Origin of the sequence: Moritella sp. 5, from assembly GCF_018219455.1 — a bacterium.
Lineage (GTDB): Bacteria > Pseudomonadota > Gammaproteobacteria > Enterobacterales > Moritellaceae > Moritella.
This window is the reverse complement of record NZ_CP056122.1, coordinates 1,235,771-1,252,533: the sequence shown is the minus strand read 5'-3', so window position 1 is coordinate 1,252,533 and position 16,763 is coordinate 1,235,771. Positions and strand designations below refer to the sequence as shown.

General features: G+C 40.2%; 12 protein-coding genes. 5 read left to right on the top strand and 7 right to left on the bottom strand.

From position 1 onward, the window contains the following. The first annotated feature begins 156 nt into the window (after positions 1 to 156). Positions 157 to 2,868, top strand: a complete 2,712-nt coding sequence (malT, locus tag HWV01_RS05755) for an HTH-type transcriptional regulator MalT (RefSeq protein WP_211674506.1) — start codon at positions 157 to 159, stop codon at positions 2,866 to 2,868. A 65-nt stretch (positions 2,869 to 2,933) separates the two neighbouring features. Here malT and HWV01_RS05750 read toward each other — a convergent pair whose 3' ends face one another. Beyond that, entirely contained in the window at positions 2,934 to 3,257 is a 324-nt protein-coding gene (locus tag HWV01_RS05750) for a hypothetical protein (RefSeq protein WP_211674505.1), read from the bottom strand. A 226-nt stretch (positions 3,258 to 3,483) separates the two neighbouring features. Here HWV01_RS05750 and HWV01_RS22470 point away from each other — a divergent pair, with 226 nt between their 5' ends. Beyond that, the gene (locus HWV01_RS22470; protein WP_211674504.1) at positions 3,484 to 3,699 is read left to right on the top strand and encodes a GNAT family N-acetyltransferase; all 216 of its coding nucleotides are present in this window, start codon (positions 3,484 to 3,486) and stop codon (positions 3,697 to 3,699) included. An 8-nt stretch (positions 3,700 to 3,707) separates the two neighbouring features. On the opposite strand, the gene HWV01_RS05740 is transcribed toward HWV01_RS22470, so the two are convergent. The 5 genes from HWV01_RS05740 to malE form a co-directional block, all read right to left on the bottom strand. Beyond that, positions 3,708 to 4,046, bottom strand: a complete 339-nt coding sequence (locus HWV01_RS05740) for a hypothetical protein (protein WP_211674503.1) — start codon at positions 4,044 to 4,046, stop codon at positions 3,708 to 3,710. A 362-nt stretch (positions 4,047 to 4,408) separates the two neighbouring features. Further along, a complete protein-coding gene (locus HWV01_RS05735; protein WP_211674502.1) occupies positions 4,409 to 4,768 on the bottom strand; it encodes an Imm51 family immunity protein in 360 nt (119 codons plus the stop codon). A 390-nt stretch (positions 4,769 to 5,158) separates the two neighbouring features. Continuing rightward, the gene (gene malG, locus HWV01_RS05730; protein WP_211674501.1) at positions 5,159 to 6,049 is read right to left on the bottom strand and encodes a maltose ABC transporter permease MalG; all 891 of its coding nucleotides are present in this window, start codon (positions 6,047 to 6,049) and stop codon (positions 5,159 to 5,161) included. Between the two features lie 38 nt (positions 6,050 to 6,087). Continuing rightward, positions 6,088 to 7,686 (bottom strand): maltose ABC transporter permease MalF, encoded by a 1,599-nt coding sequence (gene malF, locus HWV01_RS05725; protein ID WP_211674500.1) that lies wholly within the window; start codon positions 7,684 to 7,686, stop codon positions 6,088 to 6,090. Between the two features lie 142 nt (positions 7,687 to 7,828). Continuing rightward, entirely contained in the window at positions 7,829 to 9,004 is a 1,176-nt protein-coding gene (gene malE / locus HWV01_RS05720; protein WP_211675680.1) for a maltose/maltodextrin ABC transporter substrate-binding protein MalE, read from the bottom strand. Positions 9,005 to 9,400: 396 nt separating this feature from the next. On the opposite strand from malE, the gene malK reads away from it, so the two are divergent. Beyond that, positions 9,401 to 10,510 carry a maltose/maltodextrin ABC transporter ATP-binding protein MalK gene (malK, locus tag HWV01_RS05715; protein WP_211674499.1) on the top strand — a complete coding sequence of 370 codons (1,110 nt, stop codon included), beginning with the start codon at positions 9,401 to 9,403 and terminating at the stop codon, positions 10,508 to 10,510. Between the two features lie 387 nt (positions 10,511 to 10,897). Beyond that, positions 10,898 to 12,577 (top strand): methyl-accepting chemotaxis protein, encoded by a 1,680-nt coding sequence (locus HWV01_RS05710; RefSeq protein WP_211674498.1) that lies wholly within the window; start codon positions 10,898 to 10,900, stop codon positions 12,575 to 12,577. Positions 12,578 to 12,820: 243 nt separating this feature from the next. Here the strand turns inward: HWV01_RS05710 and lamB are convergent, their stop codons facing one another. Continuing rightward, positions 12,821 to 14,059 carry a maltoporin LamB gene (gene lamB / locus HWV01_RS05705; protein WP_211674497.1) on the bottom strand — a complete coding sequence of 413 codons (1,239 nt, stop codon included), beginning with the start codon at positions 14,057 to 14,059 and terminating at the stop codon, positions 12,821 to 12,823. Between the two features lie 572 nt (positions 14,060 to 14,631). On the opposite strand from lamB, the gene HWV01_RS05700 reads away from it, so the two are divergent. Then, positions 14,632 to 16,758, top strand: a complete 2,127-nt coding sequence (locus tag HWV01_RS05700) for an LruC domain-containing protein (protein ID WP_211674496.1) — start codon at positions 14,632 to 14,634, stop codon at positions 16,756 to 16,758. Positions 16,759 to 16,763 lie beyond the last annotated feature (5 nt).

Below are 16,763 nucleotides of genomic sequence, written 5' to 3'. Positions count from 1 at the left end.
CATTATCACCACATCTAAATGTAACAAAATGAAACAAGTTATAGCCCTATCACCGTTTTTAGCATCTGATTTAGTTATTATATAAGTATTGATAATAAAAATAAAAATCAGCAAGACCCGACCTTGCCTTTATACTCTGACAAATAAGAACAGCTTATGTGGATAACATCAAAATTAAATCGCCCAACTCGCTTACACAATTCAATCTCTCGCACCCGTATTTTAGGTCATCTTCAAGACGCAGCATTTAATAAATTAGTCTTATTTCGTTCACCTGCAGGTTATGGTAAAACCACCATGGCAGCACAATGGCTCAAAGACAACAACCAAGTAGGTTGGTTTAATATCGATGAAACCGATAACGATACATTTCGTTTTGTGAACTATTTTATTCAAGCCATTAATAAAGTCACTGAGCAAGCCTGCATCAATTCTCAAGCATTGGCCGAACGTCGCCAATATAGCTCGCTGCCGAATTTATTTAGTGAACTGTTTGCCGAACTAACAAACTATAAAAGTGAGTTTTATCTGGTCTTAGATGACTATCACTGTATTAACAATGATGAAATCCATGAAGGCTTACGTTTCTTCCTTAAATACATGCCTGCGAACTGCACGCTAGTCGTCACTAGTCGTACTTTACCACCCCTGAATACCGCAAACTTGCGTATTCGCGATCTGCTTATCGAACTCGACAGTGAGTTATTAGCGTTTGATGACCAAGAAATTGTACAATTTTTTGAACAACGTATTGGCTTTAACATGAGCGATACTGAGATCCAAAAATTACAACAGAAAATCGAAGGCTGGCCATCGGCATTACAATTAATCGCCCTGCAAGTAAAACAAAAGCAACACAGTGTGGCCGAATCGACGGAGTGGATCTCACAAATCAAGCAATCCCACCTGTGGGACTATTTGGCTGAAGAAGTATTTGATTTATTAGATAAACCCTTACAAGTATTTTTAATGCAATGCTCAGTCTTTACCATTTTCAATACCAGTTTAATCACTGAGTTCTTTGATAATGAAGCGGCAAACAACTTATTAGAATCATTAGATAAACACGGGCTATTTTTACACTCCCTCGAAGGCGAACAGAATTGGTATCGGTTTCACAACTTATTTTCTGATTTTCTTAAACACCAACGCCATACCAAGCTTGCACAGAGTAGCAAGCAATTACATAAAGACGCAGCGCGCGCTTGGTTAAAACACGATAACCCCCAACAAGCACTGTTTCATGCCCAACGTGCTAAAGACAGCACGTTAACCGCCGAGATCTTATTAGCACACGGTTGGCACATGTTTAATCAGGGTGAGTTAGCCAATTTAGAAACCACCATTGGCCAACTGCAACCGGATACCTTATACCAAAGTCCCCACCTGCCGTTATTACGTGCTTGGTTAGCCCAAAGCCAACACAGTTATGATCAAGTTGGTGATTTACTCGCGCAAGCATTAATCGAATTAAAACAGCGTAATATCGAGTTAACCTTAACCCAACAAGGCGAGTTTAATGCCCTGCGTGCACAAGTAGCAATTAACCAAAACACCCCAGAACTGGCATTACAACTGGCTGAAAATGCCCTGGAACAGTTAGATCCCCGTAATTATCGCAGCCGAATTGTCGCGACCTCGGTGATTGGTGAAGTCAACCATGTACTCGGCCACTTAGACCGTGCATTGGCCATGATGCAACAAGCAGAGCGCATGGCGCGCCAGTACCATGTTTACCCGCAAGCATTATGGTCGCTGTTACAACAAAGTGAGATTTTAATTGCCCAAGGCCATATTCAATCCGCGTTTGAATTACTCGACAGTGCAGACCAATTGGCTGACAAACAACATCTTCAGCAACTGCCCTTGTATGAATTTTTACAACGTATTCGTAGTCAGATCTATTGGCGTTGGAATCATTTAGATCTAGCAGAAGAGTTCGCCCATAAAGGGTTAAATGTGTTACCTAAATATTGTCAGTCTAAATATTTACAATCGTATGCCATCTTAGCGCGTGTACACATATCCCGTGGAGAACTGGATAAAGCAGGTCGTTATATCGACTTGTGTGGCGAGCTTATCGAACAGTCCGATTACCATGCAGACTGGATAGCCAATGCTAACTTTTCGCAATTGTTATACTGGCAAGCTAAGGGACTGAACAGTCCAGTTGAGCAATGGCTGCAACAAAGCCAACCCGTCGCAGACAATGCCTGTAATCACTTTACGCAGAGTCACGGTCGTAATCTGGCACGCGCTTATATGTTAACGGAGAACTATAGCCAAGCACTCCAGATCCTCGATCATTTACAACAGGCGGCAACGCGTCATCAACTGGTTTTCGAACAGCAAAAAAATGCTACCTTGGAAGCTGTGTTCTACAGTCAATCCGGTGACCAAACACAAGCGTTAGACAAATTACAAACCGCACTGACATTGGCAAATACCACCAGCTCAATTTGCGATTTCTTGATTGATGCCAAAGTGATTGCAGAATTACTTAACGGCTTATTGAAACAAGGTAATATGGCCGAGTTAGAACGTTATCGCGCTGAAAAGCTACTTGCTGAAATGTCGATAAAACGTCACAACCGCGCGATTTATTTTGATAAAGACTTTGTGCATAAGCTATTGAACAATCACAACCTGCCAGAACTGATCCGCACCAGCCCACTGACACATCGTGAATGGCAAGTGCTTGGCTTGATTTATTCCCGTTACAGCAATGAGCAGATCTCGATAGAGTTAGATGTGGCTTCTACGACCATCAAAACCCATATTCGTAATCTGTATCAGAAGTTAAATATTGCCAATCGTAGAGAGGCGATTGAAACTGCTGATAATTTATTGAAGATGATTGGCTATTAGTACTAGCGAGAGATGACTTACATGCTAGCAGTCGATGTCAATATCGTACTGTTAGCATCGAACTATTAGCAGAGCAGCGTTAGCATTTTTTCTATGGTTGTTAAACTAATCCCCCCCATCAGCTCAGGATCTGCTAGCGCATAAATATAGCCGTCAATCTCACTGTAATCCAGTTCATCCCGACACTCTATAAAATTAGCCCAAAGCTCTAAATCATCTGCCGAGATCACGCCCGACATATACTTGGTTAATACTACAATCAGCGCGTGACTATCGACGCTAATCACTTCAAAACTCGGATCCCAACCAAACTTAGCCAGAGCCATAACCGCAGCGTCTCGCTGTTCACCAAAGGCTATAATCTGTTGCAGTGCTTGTTGTCTATTCATTATTACAACCATTCTCTGTGCTGATGACATGTTAAATACATGCTTTCTGATGGGCGTTAATGTAAACAATCTAGCGGGATAAATAAAGGCGAATATTAATAGTCTCTAGCGCGGTCGAATTAGCCATGAGTCGGCAACGTTACGTTTTATTTTTCTAAAGTTGACTTCAAGTTTTGGTACATATTTGACCACCTAACGGTAATAATAATCAATATCACATAGACTTGTGCAACTATTTAGTTCATTAGAGTGGGGTGATGGGGATACTGTTGTTGGCTCACGCAGAGTTATCTCTGATGGACTTGTTTGCTCCTATATAGCTGATATTGGAGTGATGGAGGAGTACAGAGGAAAAGGTGTAGGAAGCGCGCTGATGCGGGAAACGTTGAAGCATACTACACTTTATACCAATTCCTTCAAAGGGTGTAATTCGCATTACTGAAATATGGTTTAATTGAGATTAAGGCGATCTTTAATTTCCATTCCGAAATCAATAGCACGACCACTCTCATCTATAATCTCAACATCAACCGCGCCTCCAGTACTATGCGGAGGTATATTAATTGAGCCATCATGATTTCTGACAGACGATACCAATTTTTCAGTTTCTATGTGAATATCGGAATCACTAAATGACGGAAACTTTTGCCTAACTCTATTAAGTTCCTCATCAAAAAGTTGCGACTGTACAGATAAACTTCGTAAACCCTCATACAAACGCAGAAACAGACCTGTTGGTAGCAAGGACTGGACTTGAAGCAACCGCTGATAAACTCCGATGCGGATCAAACAATAATCCTGCTCAGTTTCAGGACATTCAGGTGGTGGTCCATAATGAATCCCGCCGCTATAACTTGCTGGGTCTGGTTTATAGCATTGCTAGGCTTTAAATTTAAACGCGACCTTAAATAACTTTAAAATCAAGATATTACACACTCCACCTAGCCAAGCTGACCACTTTATTCCGCAATAATTGAGACATCTTAATGTAAAAATAGAGTGCAAAAAAAACCAGCGGACAGTACGTCTTTATCAAATAAAGAGTACATCATCTGCTGGCTTTCGTTATATAAAAACTATTACAATGATACTGTTACATAGCGACTGCTAAGGTATAGTTATTAACGTTTAAATCAGGTTCGCCTTAGGAATCAGTTAGATTTATTTATTAATTCAGGTTCAAATTCGTACTGAGCATAACGGGCAATACAAGCATCTAATAAATCTTCATCATCATAAAATGCAGATACCATGTCAACAATTGTATGTAATGCATCTTTATCTTCACTATGAATAGTAAACATCATCGTTTCATCACCAAAAGTCAGTTTTTCTAATAAGCTTGGGTCCTTCTCTGATAGCATATTTTCTAACAGCAACGCCCAATCTTCACCATCTCCTAAAAAGTCATGAGTTTCAAAAGCTTTCCATTTTAAATCACTTAGCATCAAGCTATGGTCGCGTTTGAAAGTTGAAAACAAAAATGGATAGTAAACATTTGCTTGCTTCATAATATCTCTCTAATATGATGGGAATTGTCACTGAATAACTTCTCCGAAGAGATCAAGAAGTTAAAGTATCTTCAGCCTACTCTTTGTATTTAAATTAAATGATAGGTGCATCATGTTTTGCCTTATTACCGTTAAAAACAGCATAGTGAAACACAGCTATTTATGATATTTGTGAGCACAGAGATGACATTAACGAAAGTGACGAAGTAAGAAGAATTTGCTGAAGCACATTAATGTAATTCCTTGTACTGACAAAAACTTAACGCAAAAAATAAAACCAGTGGACAACGATTTCTTTATAACAAAGAATTAATCATCCGCTGGCTTCAATGCTCTCGATTTCATTACATAACTTTCGTTATATAAGAAGCATTACAAAATGAGTTAACCCTACCCTTTCACACCACCTGATGTTAAGCCACCAACTAACCAGCGTTGCGCCATTAAGAATACCGCCGTGATAGGTAATGCAGATAACACTGCCGCCGCGGCAAAGTCACCCCACAGGTAATTTTGTGGATATAAATACTGTTGCATGCCAACAGCTAAGGTGTAGTTATTCACATCAGACAATAATAACGAAGCTACTGGTACTTCTGTTACCGCTGCGATAAACGCAAGGATAAATACTACAGCCAGAATGGGTACTGACAATGGTAACAATACCAAACGGAATGCTTGCCAAGGCGTTGCACCATCCAATGCAGCCGCTTCTTCTAATGAACCATCAATCGACTCGAAGTAACCTTTAATTGTCCATACATGCAGTGCAATCCCCCCCAGATAAGCAAAGATGAGACCGCCGTGGGTATTCAACCCTAAGAAAGGTACATACTGGCCTAACTTATCAAACAAAGCATATAACGCCACTAGCGCTAATACTGCTGGGAACATCTGGAAGATCATCATCGCTTTTAAAATAGTGTCTTTACCTCCAAAACGTAAACGTGCAAATGCATACGCAGAGGTGGTCGACAACGCCACAATCATCACCGACGATATCGCAGCTACTTTTACCGAGTTCCACAACCATAACAACACTGGGAATGGTGGCGGTGTAATACTGCCATCCGCATTCGTTACCGAGAAACCTAACGCTAAACGCCAGTGATCTAATGTCGGTGATGTCGGAATAATGCCCCCCGTCGCAAAGTTACCTTCACGCAACGAAATTGCCACTACCATAACCAAAGGGAAAATAATCACCACCAGCAGCGCACATAGAGCCAAGTGGGCAGCCCACACGCGATATTTTAATGATTTACCTTGTACCATAGCCATACTGTTACTCCTCATATTTTGTAGGTTATTGCTGTCGATTACTTTTCTGACAGCTTGGTGAAACGTAAATTAAAGAGCGCTAAACCACCCACTAACAAGAAAATAAGCGTTGTAATTGCACTGGCTAAACCAAAGTCTTGACCACCAGCACCTTCAAAGGCAATACGATAGGTATAATTGACTAACAAATCGGTATAACCCGCCGGTTCACTGGTCCCAATCATGTTTGGTCCGCCCTGTGTTAACAGCTGAATCAATACAAAGTTATTAAAGTTAAACGAGAAGCTGGCAATCATTAACGGCAATAATGGTTTCATCATCATCGGGAACGTAATGTTCTTAAAGTTTTGTAACGGTCCTGCACCATCAAGCGCCGATGCTTCGTATAAATCATCCGGTATTGATTTCAACATGCCCATACTTAAGATCATCATGTACGGGAAACCGAGCCAAATATTAACCATTAATACCATGGCTTTCGCTGAAATAGGATCCGAGAACCAACTTGGCGACAGACCGAACATGGCTTCTAACACCATATTAATTTCACCAAAGCTTTGGTTGAATAAGCCTTTAAAGATCAGGATAGAAATAAATGACGGTACGGCATAAGGTAAAATTAACAGCATGCGGTAAATAGCACGACCACGTAACGCTTCCCACTGCACGATACTGGCAAGTACTAATCCGATGATCACCGTGGCAACCACAGATAACCCAGAAAAAATTATCGTCCAAAAGAAAATACTAATGAAGGGTTCTTTAATACCGTCATCTTGCCAAATACGTTCAAAATTGGCAGTACCGATAACAACCGTAAAGCCAGGTGATAATGGGTCGCCAATATAGTTACCTTCGGCATCAATCGTTTGATAAAAACCAATGTCCATATTCGGGATCAATACCGTTTTATCTTTATTATTGATTAACGTAGTCCCGTCGCTTTCTACACTGTAAAGCGGTTGTACTGCGGCAAATTTACGTAATCCGCTCATGCGAATTTCATTACCATTAGGTAGTACTAAATCCACCGAGTTTAACGTTGCACGGTTTTTGATAATTTCTTTTATTTTCGCTTTGCTGCCAACAACGTCATCCACCGCTGTAAGCACTAAACGCCGGGTTGCTGGCTGCGTAAAATTTATCTCATCAGTCACTAATAATTGCGCACCGTCTTTAATCGCAAGACGATAACCATTTTCACTGCGATACAAATCGAATTTATAATTGCCACCGCTTTGATAAGTACTATCAAGTAACACTGACTGCGCGCGTTCAAAAGACAATTGGTTTTTAGCGCTGTAATTGGTAAATGCGATACCCACCGTATACACCAGCGGAAAAACAATAAACAAGAGCATGCCTGCAACACCTGGATAAATATAGCGGTGCGCGTACGTCTTTTTACTACCAAAAATATACAAAGCTAACGAGGTCAAAATAAGCGTTAATACCGCAAACGAAGTTTCACCACGTGAGTACATCAATACCGATGCATAACCGTTCATTAACCCAATAAGTGTGAGAGTGCACCATTTAATAAAATGCGGAGAAAAAAATCTAGAATTGACTTGGTCGCAAGTCTGTTGAGAGTCTGGTGTATCACCCAGAATTTCAGCTACTTTAACAGTCTGCATGGAAAAACCTACCTCATAATACCAATCACACTAAACAGATGATCATTTATTTAATGCAACGGATATAAACAGCAAGAGGAGAGATAATCTATCCTCTTATTTTATAACTTCCTATCACTACAACAGGAAGTACTTAAAAACACTATTTAGTCATCTGTTTCTCTGCATCACTTAATGCATCAGTAATAGATTGACGACCATCGACAATGTTAATAATCGCGTTTTTAGTCGCGCCCCAAAATGCATTCATTTGTGGAATATTCGGCATGATCTCACCGTTCATCGCATTATCCATCGTAGCAGCAATACGGCTATCACTCGCTAACTGTGCTTGGTATGACGTCAATGCCACCGCCCCTAATGGTTTGTCGCTATTCACTGTAGCCAGACCTTCATTGGTCAATAAATAATTTTCAATAAACTCAACCGCTAAATCTTTGTTTGGTGACGCAGTGCTAATACCCGCCGTTAATACGCCAACAAACGGTTTAGAGTGATTACCATTAAATCTCGGCAACTGAGCAACGCCATAATTAATCTCAGACTTGTCTATATTGCCCCATGCCCAGGGGCCATTAATCGTCAGTGCTACATTACCTTTGATAAACTCAGACTCTGATACCGAGTAATCCATATCCGGTGAAATAACCTTATCGGCTAATAGTTTTTGTACTAACTGCATGCTGTTTTTAACGCCCGCATTATTCACACCAGCATCTTTTACATCATACCCGCTGGCATTCACTTTAAAGGCATAACCACCGTCTGCCGCCATTAGCGGCCAAGTGAAGTATGGTTCTTTTAGATTCCACATAATCGCAGATTTACCTTCGGCTTTAAGCTGCTTGTCTAATGCTGCGACGTCTTCCCAATTTTTGGGTGGGGTTTTAACTAAATCTTTATTGTAGATAAGTGATAACGATTCAACCGCCACTGGATAGCCGATATATTTACCCTTGTATTTAACCGCATCCCAAGTAAAGTCAATCATGCTATCTTTTAACTCTTTTGATGGCTTAATTTCAGCTAATAAACCCGCCTGAGCATAACCACCAAAACGATCATGTGCCCAAAATACGATATCTGGACCATCACCTGTAGCAGCAACTTGAGGGAACTTGTCTTGTAAGCTATCTGGATGCGAAACCGTCACCTTAATGCCAGTATCAGCTTCAAACTGCTTACCCACTTCAGCAAGACCGTTGTAACCTTTATCACCGTTAATCCAAATCGTTAACTGGCCTTCTTCAATAGCAGCAAAAGCAGAAAAAGAGTTCATTGCAGTTAGTAGTGCTACCGCGGTTAAGGTTTTTCTCATCACTTATATCCTTATTAAATTAGCTTTCAAACTTACCAGACAAGTTGTCTGCGTTGGAGGATATAGTCATCCAAAAGCCCTCGGCTCACATCATCCTTTATCCTACGCCTAACCCCTGCAAAGCCAAAAGCGTGAACTTGAACGATTAATTTTACTTAGTTGGTTAATAAAGGCGATAAAAATGCGATGGTTCGCACACTAAAACGCGATCAAGTACCTATTTGGAGTAGTAATTAGACAGCTATTGTTAAAATGTGATCCATGCACTCCTCCTATCTTCTACACCCTAAAAGTTTTTGCCAAGGATGATGCAGTATAAGGACATATAAAACACACTATCAACATCGAATAATGCTGTGTAAGATATTATAATTAATCATAAAAAGGACTCACGAGATGGCAAATGTCACGTTAAAAAATGTATGTAAAGCATATGACGATGTACTTATCTCTAAAAACGTAGATCTCGAAATAAACGATGGTGAATTTGTGGTTTTCGTTGGTCCATCAGGTTGTGGCAAGTCAACCTTACTCCGCTGTATTGCTGGCCTTGAAGATATCACCTCTGGTGACTTATTTATTGGCGGCAAACGTATGAATGATATCGAACCCTCAAAACGTGGTGTAGGCATGGTATTCCAATCTTATGCCCTTTACCCCCACTTAGATTTAACCGATAACATGTCATTTGGCTTAAAATTAGCGAAAGCAGATAAACAGCTAATCAAAGATCGCGTTAAACATGCCGCTGACATTCTGCAACTAACACCATTATTAGATCGTAAACCGAAGTCCTTATCCGGAGGTCAACGCCAACGCGTGGCGATTGGTCGTACTTTAGTATCACAACCAAAAGTATTTTTATTAGATGAACCGCTGTCGAATTTAGATGCGGCGTTACGTGTAAAAATGCGCATTGAATTAGCCAAACTACACAAGCAACTGGGCTGCACGATGATCTACGTGACCCATGATCAAGTTGAAGCAATGACTATGGCCGATAAGATCGTGGTACTCGACGGTGGTGATGTGGCCCAGGTCGGAGCACCATTGGAGATTTATCATTACCCTAAAAATATTTTTGTTGCAGGTTTTATTGGTTCACCAAAAATGAACTTCATTAACGTGCATATCCAAGCTGTCGAAGCCGAACGTGTCGAAGTACTGTTACCGAATTGCCAGAGTATTTGGATCCCGGTTGACGGAAAAACGGTGAATGCCGGTGATGAAATGATCCTCGGTATTCGCCCTGAACACTTAGTACCAGTTGAAGACGCTGATATCGTCATTACGGGTGAAACTATCGTGGTAGAAAAACTGGGTAATGAAACACAAGTCTATTTGCACATTGAAGGCTGTGACGAAGATGTAATTTATCGCGTCGCTGATACTCTTTCGATTGATGCAGATGAGAAGCTAGATATTGGTATTCCAGCACACCGCTGCCACTTGTTCCATAAAAATGGTTTAGCTTGCCAGCGTTTGTATAAAGAAACGACGCGTTAGCCGATACTCCCCCTATCAACGAACGAGTTAGCTAGCCTCGCTAACTCGAAATATCCCTTCTGTATTAGCACTTCAACACCCTCAAAATATGCTTATGTCCATTTTCCATATATTCTCTCATACAAAAAGTGTGAGTGACGTTCAGATAAACCAGCGAACAAAAACAGATACTTCCAAAGGGTAATAACAAATGTTTGCAAAATGTTATATAAATGTGAAATGGATGAGGGAAAGTATTAATCGACCAAGCAATTATGGTGAAAGCACTTCTATTTACCTCATCCGTGACATATGGTTTACAAAGTTTCTTCAAACTGAGACGTTTGTCAAAAAACTTATTTCTCAATCGCCTTTTCAACAGAATTTATTAGACAGCAGGTACTTAGCTTGAATTTATTTAAAAACTTAACGCTATCATTTAAAATATCAAGCCTTGTCATTGTGTTACTGTGTTCATTGCTGTTTATTTCTGTCAATCTCATCGTCAATAGTCGAGCCGTGGTTGAAAACATCGTCTTAGATTCTGAAATTAGACAATTTTATTCAAACATTAACAATAAATGGAAAGACATTCTCAAAGCCTATAAATTTTCAGAAGATATGGGCATGAAGTTCTCAGCAAGAGCAGTGGAACAAGCACAGCTAGAAGAAGCCACCACTAAAGTTGAAACGCTGATTAACGATTACGTAGCCAGTTTATTGACTGCGAACACAACGCTTGAAAATGAATGGAATTCGGTACTGAAACTCACTCAAGAGGACGGCGTATTTTATACTCGGGACCAACTTGTAAAGCGAGCTGAACACCTTAATTCATCACTAGCAACATTAACCAATGTTTGGCTAACCAAGGCAACGTTTGTCGTCCGAAAAAAAGCAGAAAAGGCGGCTAACCTCGCTTTTCCACCAGTTGTTGAAACCATTGAAGCTATCAATCTGATGCATGACGAATTAGTCAGCATACGGTCAGAAAAAATTATTACAGCTCAAAATAAAATTGTTATTCAATCGACGACTCTAGCAATCAGCATCTTCTTTATCGTTATTATTATGTCCTTCTTAATGCTTCGAAAACTGAAGAGAGATTTACAATCCATTGTGTCAGTGACACATTGCCTAGCCAAGGGTGACCTTAGTCGAACGCTCGAAGCTGGAGACGATTTGGACGAAATTAGTGAAATAAAAAGATCGGTATTCAGCATGACTGACAACCTGAATAATGTTTTTAAGTCTGTCACGTTACTCGCTAACAATTTAAACAAGTCGACCGATGGCCTGCTCAGTGACAACAAGCAAAGGATTAATGAAGCAGAATTCCAGCATTCACAAATGACCAAGCTTTCTAGTTCCGTCGACGCGCTTTATTCCGTTTCAACACAAGTGTCTGAACATGCAGACGACGCACTGACTAAATCAGATAATGCGATTGAATCGGCCAAAAAAGGGAAAACAATCGTCAATGAAACCATTACGTCTATTAAAAATTTAGCAGACGAAATTGAAAATTCAGTCTCTGCCATTCAGCAACTGGATACCGAAGCCGACAGCATTACCAGTATCCTTGAGGTCATCAAAAGCATTGCCGAACAAACCAACCTCCTGGCGTTAAATGCAGCCATTGAAGCGGCTCGTGCTGGTGAACAAGGTCGTGGTTTTGCAGTAGTTGCTGATGAAGTCAGAAATTTAGCGAAACGGACTCAAGATGCGACAGCTGAAATCCAATTAACACTGGAAACGCTTAAGAAGAGTACCCTTGTCGCCGTATCAACCATCAATAACAGTCATACCAAATCACTAGAAAGTGTGGAGCATGTATCGAATGCTGGTAACGTGATAGATGAAATTAATATGTCCGTTAAGCAAATTAAAGACATTGCCAAAGAGACATCGGCCGCGTCATTACTGCAAACTAACACACTTGATGAGATCCAGACCAATGTTAACGATGTCAATCAAGTCACCGAGGAAAACACGACTCGCGCCCAAGTATCCATGACTTCAGCATCTTCACTATCAGGTCTTAGCAAGGAGCTAATCAGTTCGATCTGTTACTTCAAATTAAAGTAACTCGCCAGCAGCGGAAAAATATTAAAACTGAGTACTTACCGTAAACGGCAAAACGCTTTAGAAGGACGACTCGGCTCGTTTTACAACAAGTTGTTCTTCATATCATGACATCAATATGACAAAAAAATGCCTAACAGCTTTCACTGTCAGGCATTCTTATAATTCGGGGTTTTTGCTGCAAACAAAAATTCGTCCCCTTTTTAACTATCTTGCTTTCTACTTATGCCAGCTATACGCGAGGTATTAGAACCAAGCTTCAACTTGCATACCTATAGTATAGTCGCTATCGCCTTTACTTGATCCCAAAGTCGTCCCTTCATCATCTGTGATGTATGACGCGAATACGCGCAATTCAGGTCGAGCCCAGAAACCTTCCCCCATTGACCATGCTTGTGCAATGGTTGCTTTACTACCACCTTTATCTGTAGAACCTTGTGATTCAGAGAACACACCTAATTCCAAAATAGTTTTCATGTTCTGATTCCATTTGTACATCGGACGTACCACAGCACTGAGCAGCTCATGCTCTTCTTTGACCAAGCCTACATCAGTAGAATTTGCATACATTAATTGGTGACCCACTTCGATCTTATCGCCAAAACTAACCACACCCCAGTTAATCACGCGGTAACCCGTCGCATCGTTTTGTTTTCCTGAACGGTCAAACCAAGCACCACTGCCTAAGTCAGACATTTGAGCACCATAAGAGCTGGTACCATATTGCAATACGGTTTGGTTAAAACCGTTGCTTAAGCCCTGCTGTAAAATAGCCGTTAACATCACGCCATCATCAGCCTCTAGAGTTTGTTCTGCTTTTTTATTGGCAAAATTATAAATCGCTGCGACTTCTAAATTTGCACCACTCCATAATTCAAGGCCAGAATAACGAACATCAAAAATATTACCATTTACCTTAGAATCATTAGACCATGAGTGGTCTTGAGATAAGCCATTCGAACTTTTTTGGCTACCTTCATCGAGCATCCAAGCTGCAGACAATTTACCAGGACCTACTGTTAAGTTTTCAATACCACCACCAGCACCCGCAGAGGTATTTAAGTAGTAAAAATCAGTAATATGAATATCTTTACGTTGGTAATAGCGTTTACCCGCCCACATAGTTGCTTCTTTATCGCTCGCAATCAGTCCCGTCGCTTGTACGTTAAATTGAGCCACGTTGAAGTCACCGTCTTCCCAACCATTATTACCAAAATTGCCCTGCGCGATCATTGCGTCAACAATCCAAGTTTGCTCTTCCATTCCGGTTATTTCTGGTAATTCTTGACGGAAACCAAACTCAGCATAAAGATCATTTTCATTACCTAAACGACCAATTTTGTTTTTTTCAAAACTAATGTTTTCGCCATTATTACCACTAATACCAGTACCAGCTCGCATGTAGCCATTAAAATCAACAGCGCCAGCTGCAGAAGAAAGTAAGGCTGCTGATACAGCAATCGCAACACGATTTAAGTTTTTCATATAATCTAAATCCTTGAATGAGTTTGGTTTCATTTTTCGAGCCGTGACCAGGATAGGATTGGCTCAGAAGACAAATTCATACTAAAGAATTTTCAAATAACTGACCTCCTCCACCCCTCGTTTAATTAAGGAGGATGAAAAAGGCTGAGAAAAAAATAAGTGGCCTATTTTTATGAGGAAGATCACCAAAGCAGGGCGTATTTACATGATTTTAAAAGCATCACATAAAAGACACTGTTAACTGGATCATGTTTAATCGTCTAAATCGCTATATTAGCGCTCTGAATTACATAAAATTCAACTCATTTAATAAATGTGATCTAAGCTGCAAACTGAATAATTAATAAATTAATAAATTAACAAATTAACAAAGCAACTGTGTTCTTTGCAAACTGCGAATTAAAATTGCATTTTGCGAAAATTAATTCTTAAAATGCGATTAATTTAACAAATAAAAAAACAACAAAAAAATAAATCTATGTTTTTAAAGTACAAAAAAGATGGCACAAGATATGCGATAACAACAGTACCAATGATATTTACTATAATACTTCGCAATCAAGGGACTGCTTATGAAAACATGTCAGTACAAGACACTATTATTAATGTCTACCTGCCTTTATAGCTTAAATGCTATCTCGGCGCCTTTTGCTAGTTGCCCGACTGAAGCATTTTTATCCCAATACAAACATGGAAAAACACATTATAAATCTGTAGACCTGAGTTCAGGTTTAATCACAACGCTACAAACCGATGATGGCTTGGGCTCTGATTCGATTAATGCGATTGCCTTCAATAACACAGATAAATATATCTATGGTTTTGACCGTCATCAACTAGCAATAGTCAAATTTGATAGCGATTTTAAAGCAACCGTTTTAAACTTTACTAACCCACCAAACAATAACTTTTTTGTCGGTGATATAAAAGATAACAAGTTCTATTTCTATCGCCGCTACCTTGGCCTTTATTACACGAATCTAGACAGTAGTGCACCTGACTACCTCACATTGACAAAAGTAGTGGGATCGAATAAAAGTATTCGAATTGCTGACTTTGCATTCCACCCTATCGATGGAAACATATACGGAGTAGAAGGTAGAACGGGTAACTTATACCGTATTGACCCAGCAACAGGTGTTGCAACCAATGTAGCCTACACAGGATTTAAATCCCCGCGTAGCGCATTTGGTGCAGCTTATTTCGACTCTGCTGGTTATCTTTATTTCCTTCGTAATAATGACGGTAATATTTACCGGACTGACATTACAGATCCAAACAATATTACTGGCGCATCCGTGTATTTTGCTAAAGCCTCAGCAAGTAACAGTAATGACGGCGCTCGTTGTTCAGAAGCAGCCGTTGTATCAACGAGTACAGATTATGGTGATGCCCCCGAATCATATGGAACAAGCTTAGCGGTAAATGGTGCAAGGCATCTCATTGACTACAGCAATTATATACTTGGAGACCTTGTTGATGCAGAAGGTGATGCTAACGTAGCACCCAGTACAGATGATGCAGATAACCTTGCAGATGAAGATGGTATTCTATTTCAAACCTCACTTATTACAGGTCTAGATGCTCAAATCAATGCAACGATCAATGGTAGTCAAGCAAGTGCCTATTTCAATGGTTGGTTTGATTGGAATCAAGATGGCGACTTTGATGATGCCGACGAGCATGTATTTAATAGTTTGCAGTTAGATTCAGATTCACATAATCTCGCTTTCACCGTACCAGCAACCGCAGTAATCGGTAATACGTGGGCGCGATTCCGTGTCGGAGATCAAGATAATATAACCAGTGGTGGTGGTTACACAAATGGTGAAGTCGAAGATTATCCGGTTGCCATTGCAGATGGTAATACCACCAGTATTTATTACCCAGGTGAAGATGAGTATGTAACTCTGGCTTACGAAGATCGCTGGCCAGAACAAGGTGACTATGATTTTAACGATGTCGTTATTTTTTATCGAGTAGTGCAGACCGTTAAAAACGGTGAAGTATCTCGTATCGATATAGAAGGTGAACTTGTCAATTATGGTGCCTCATATTCCAACGGTTTTGCAGTCCACTTACCCGGAATACTACGTAGTAATGTTGATCAAGACTTATTACGCGTCAGTTTTAACTCTGTATCAGCGTCTACCGATGGTGTTTTAGAAGCGGGCCAGACTGATGCTGTCGTTGTTATTTCTGATAACTTAAAAACAGAATTCACTTCCACTTGTGGAGAGTTCTACTTTAATACCGAACCTGCTTGTATGGGCAACACGAGTATCTTTACATTCGAAATCAATATCCCATTAAATAGTCCAATTGATGTTGCTAGCATGCCAGACATGCCACTGAACCCCTTTATATTTGGGGCCGAAAATAGTTCCAGAAATGATTTCTTTAGTGGGCAAATTGGACGTGATTTAGAGATTCATTTACCAGATAAACCTCTCACGGATTTAGGTAACAGTGATTACTTCGGACTTGGTGATGATGACTCAAATCCACCGACTACCACATTCAGAACCTCAACCAATTTACCTTGGGCTACTGAGATTGGTAACACAGAATGGAAAGCACCACTCGAAGAAACAGATATTTCTTGCGCCTATCCTGAGTTCAATAACTACATCATCAGTGATGGCGTCAATAACGAGTTTTGGTTTGATAACCCCGATTTTCATAAAATCGTAGATTAGGAACA

What these genes read in the sequence shown, in the direction of transcription:
- malT (WP_211674506.1), top strand. Translation starts at nt 157, where the DNA reads ATGTGGATAACATCAAAATTAAATCGCCCAACTCGCTTACACAATTCA.
- HWV01_RS05750 (WP_211674505.1), bottom strand. Translation starts at nt 3,257, where the DNA reads ATGAATAGACAACAAGCACTGCAACAGATTATAGCCTTTGGTGAACAG.
- HWV01_RS05735 (WP_211674502.1), bottom strand. Translation starts at nt 4,768, where the DNA reads ATGAAGCAAGCAAATGTTTACTATCCATTTTTGTTTTCAACTTTCAAA.
- malG (WP_211674501.1), bottom strand. Translation starts at nt 6,049, where the DNA reads ATGGCTATGGTACAAGGTAAATCATTAAAATATCGCGTGTGGGCTGCC.
- malF (WP_211674500.1), bottom strand. Translation starts at nt 7,686, where the DNA reads ATGCAGACTGTTAAAGTAGCTGAAATTCTGGGTGATACACCAGACTCT.
- malE (WP_211675680.1), bottom strand. Translation starts at nt 9,004, where the DNA reads ATGAGAAAAACCTTAACCGCGGTAGCACTACTAACTGCAATGAACTCT.
- malK (WP_211674499.1), top strand. Translation starts at nt 9,401, where the DNA reads ATGGCAAATGTCACGTTAAAAAATGTATGTAAAGCATATGACGATGTA.
- lamB (WP_211674497.1), bottom strand. Translation starts at nt 14,059, where the DNA reads ATGAAAAACTTAAATCGTGTTGCGATTGCTGTATCAGCAGCCTTACTT.
- HWV01_RS05700 (WP_211674496.1), top strand. Translation starts at nt 14,632, where the DNA reads ATGAAAACATGTCAGTACAAGACACTATTATTAATGTCTACCTGCCTT.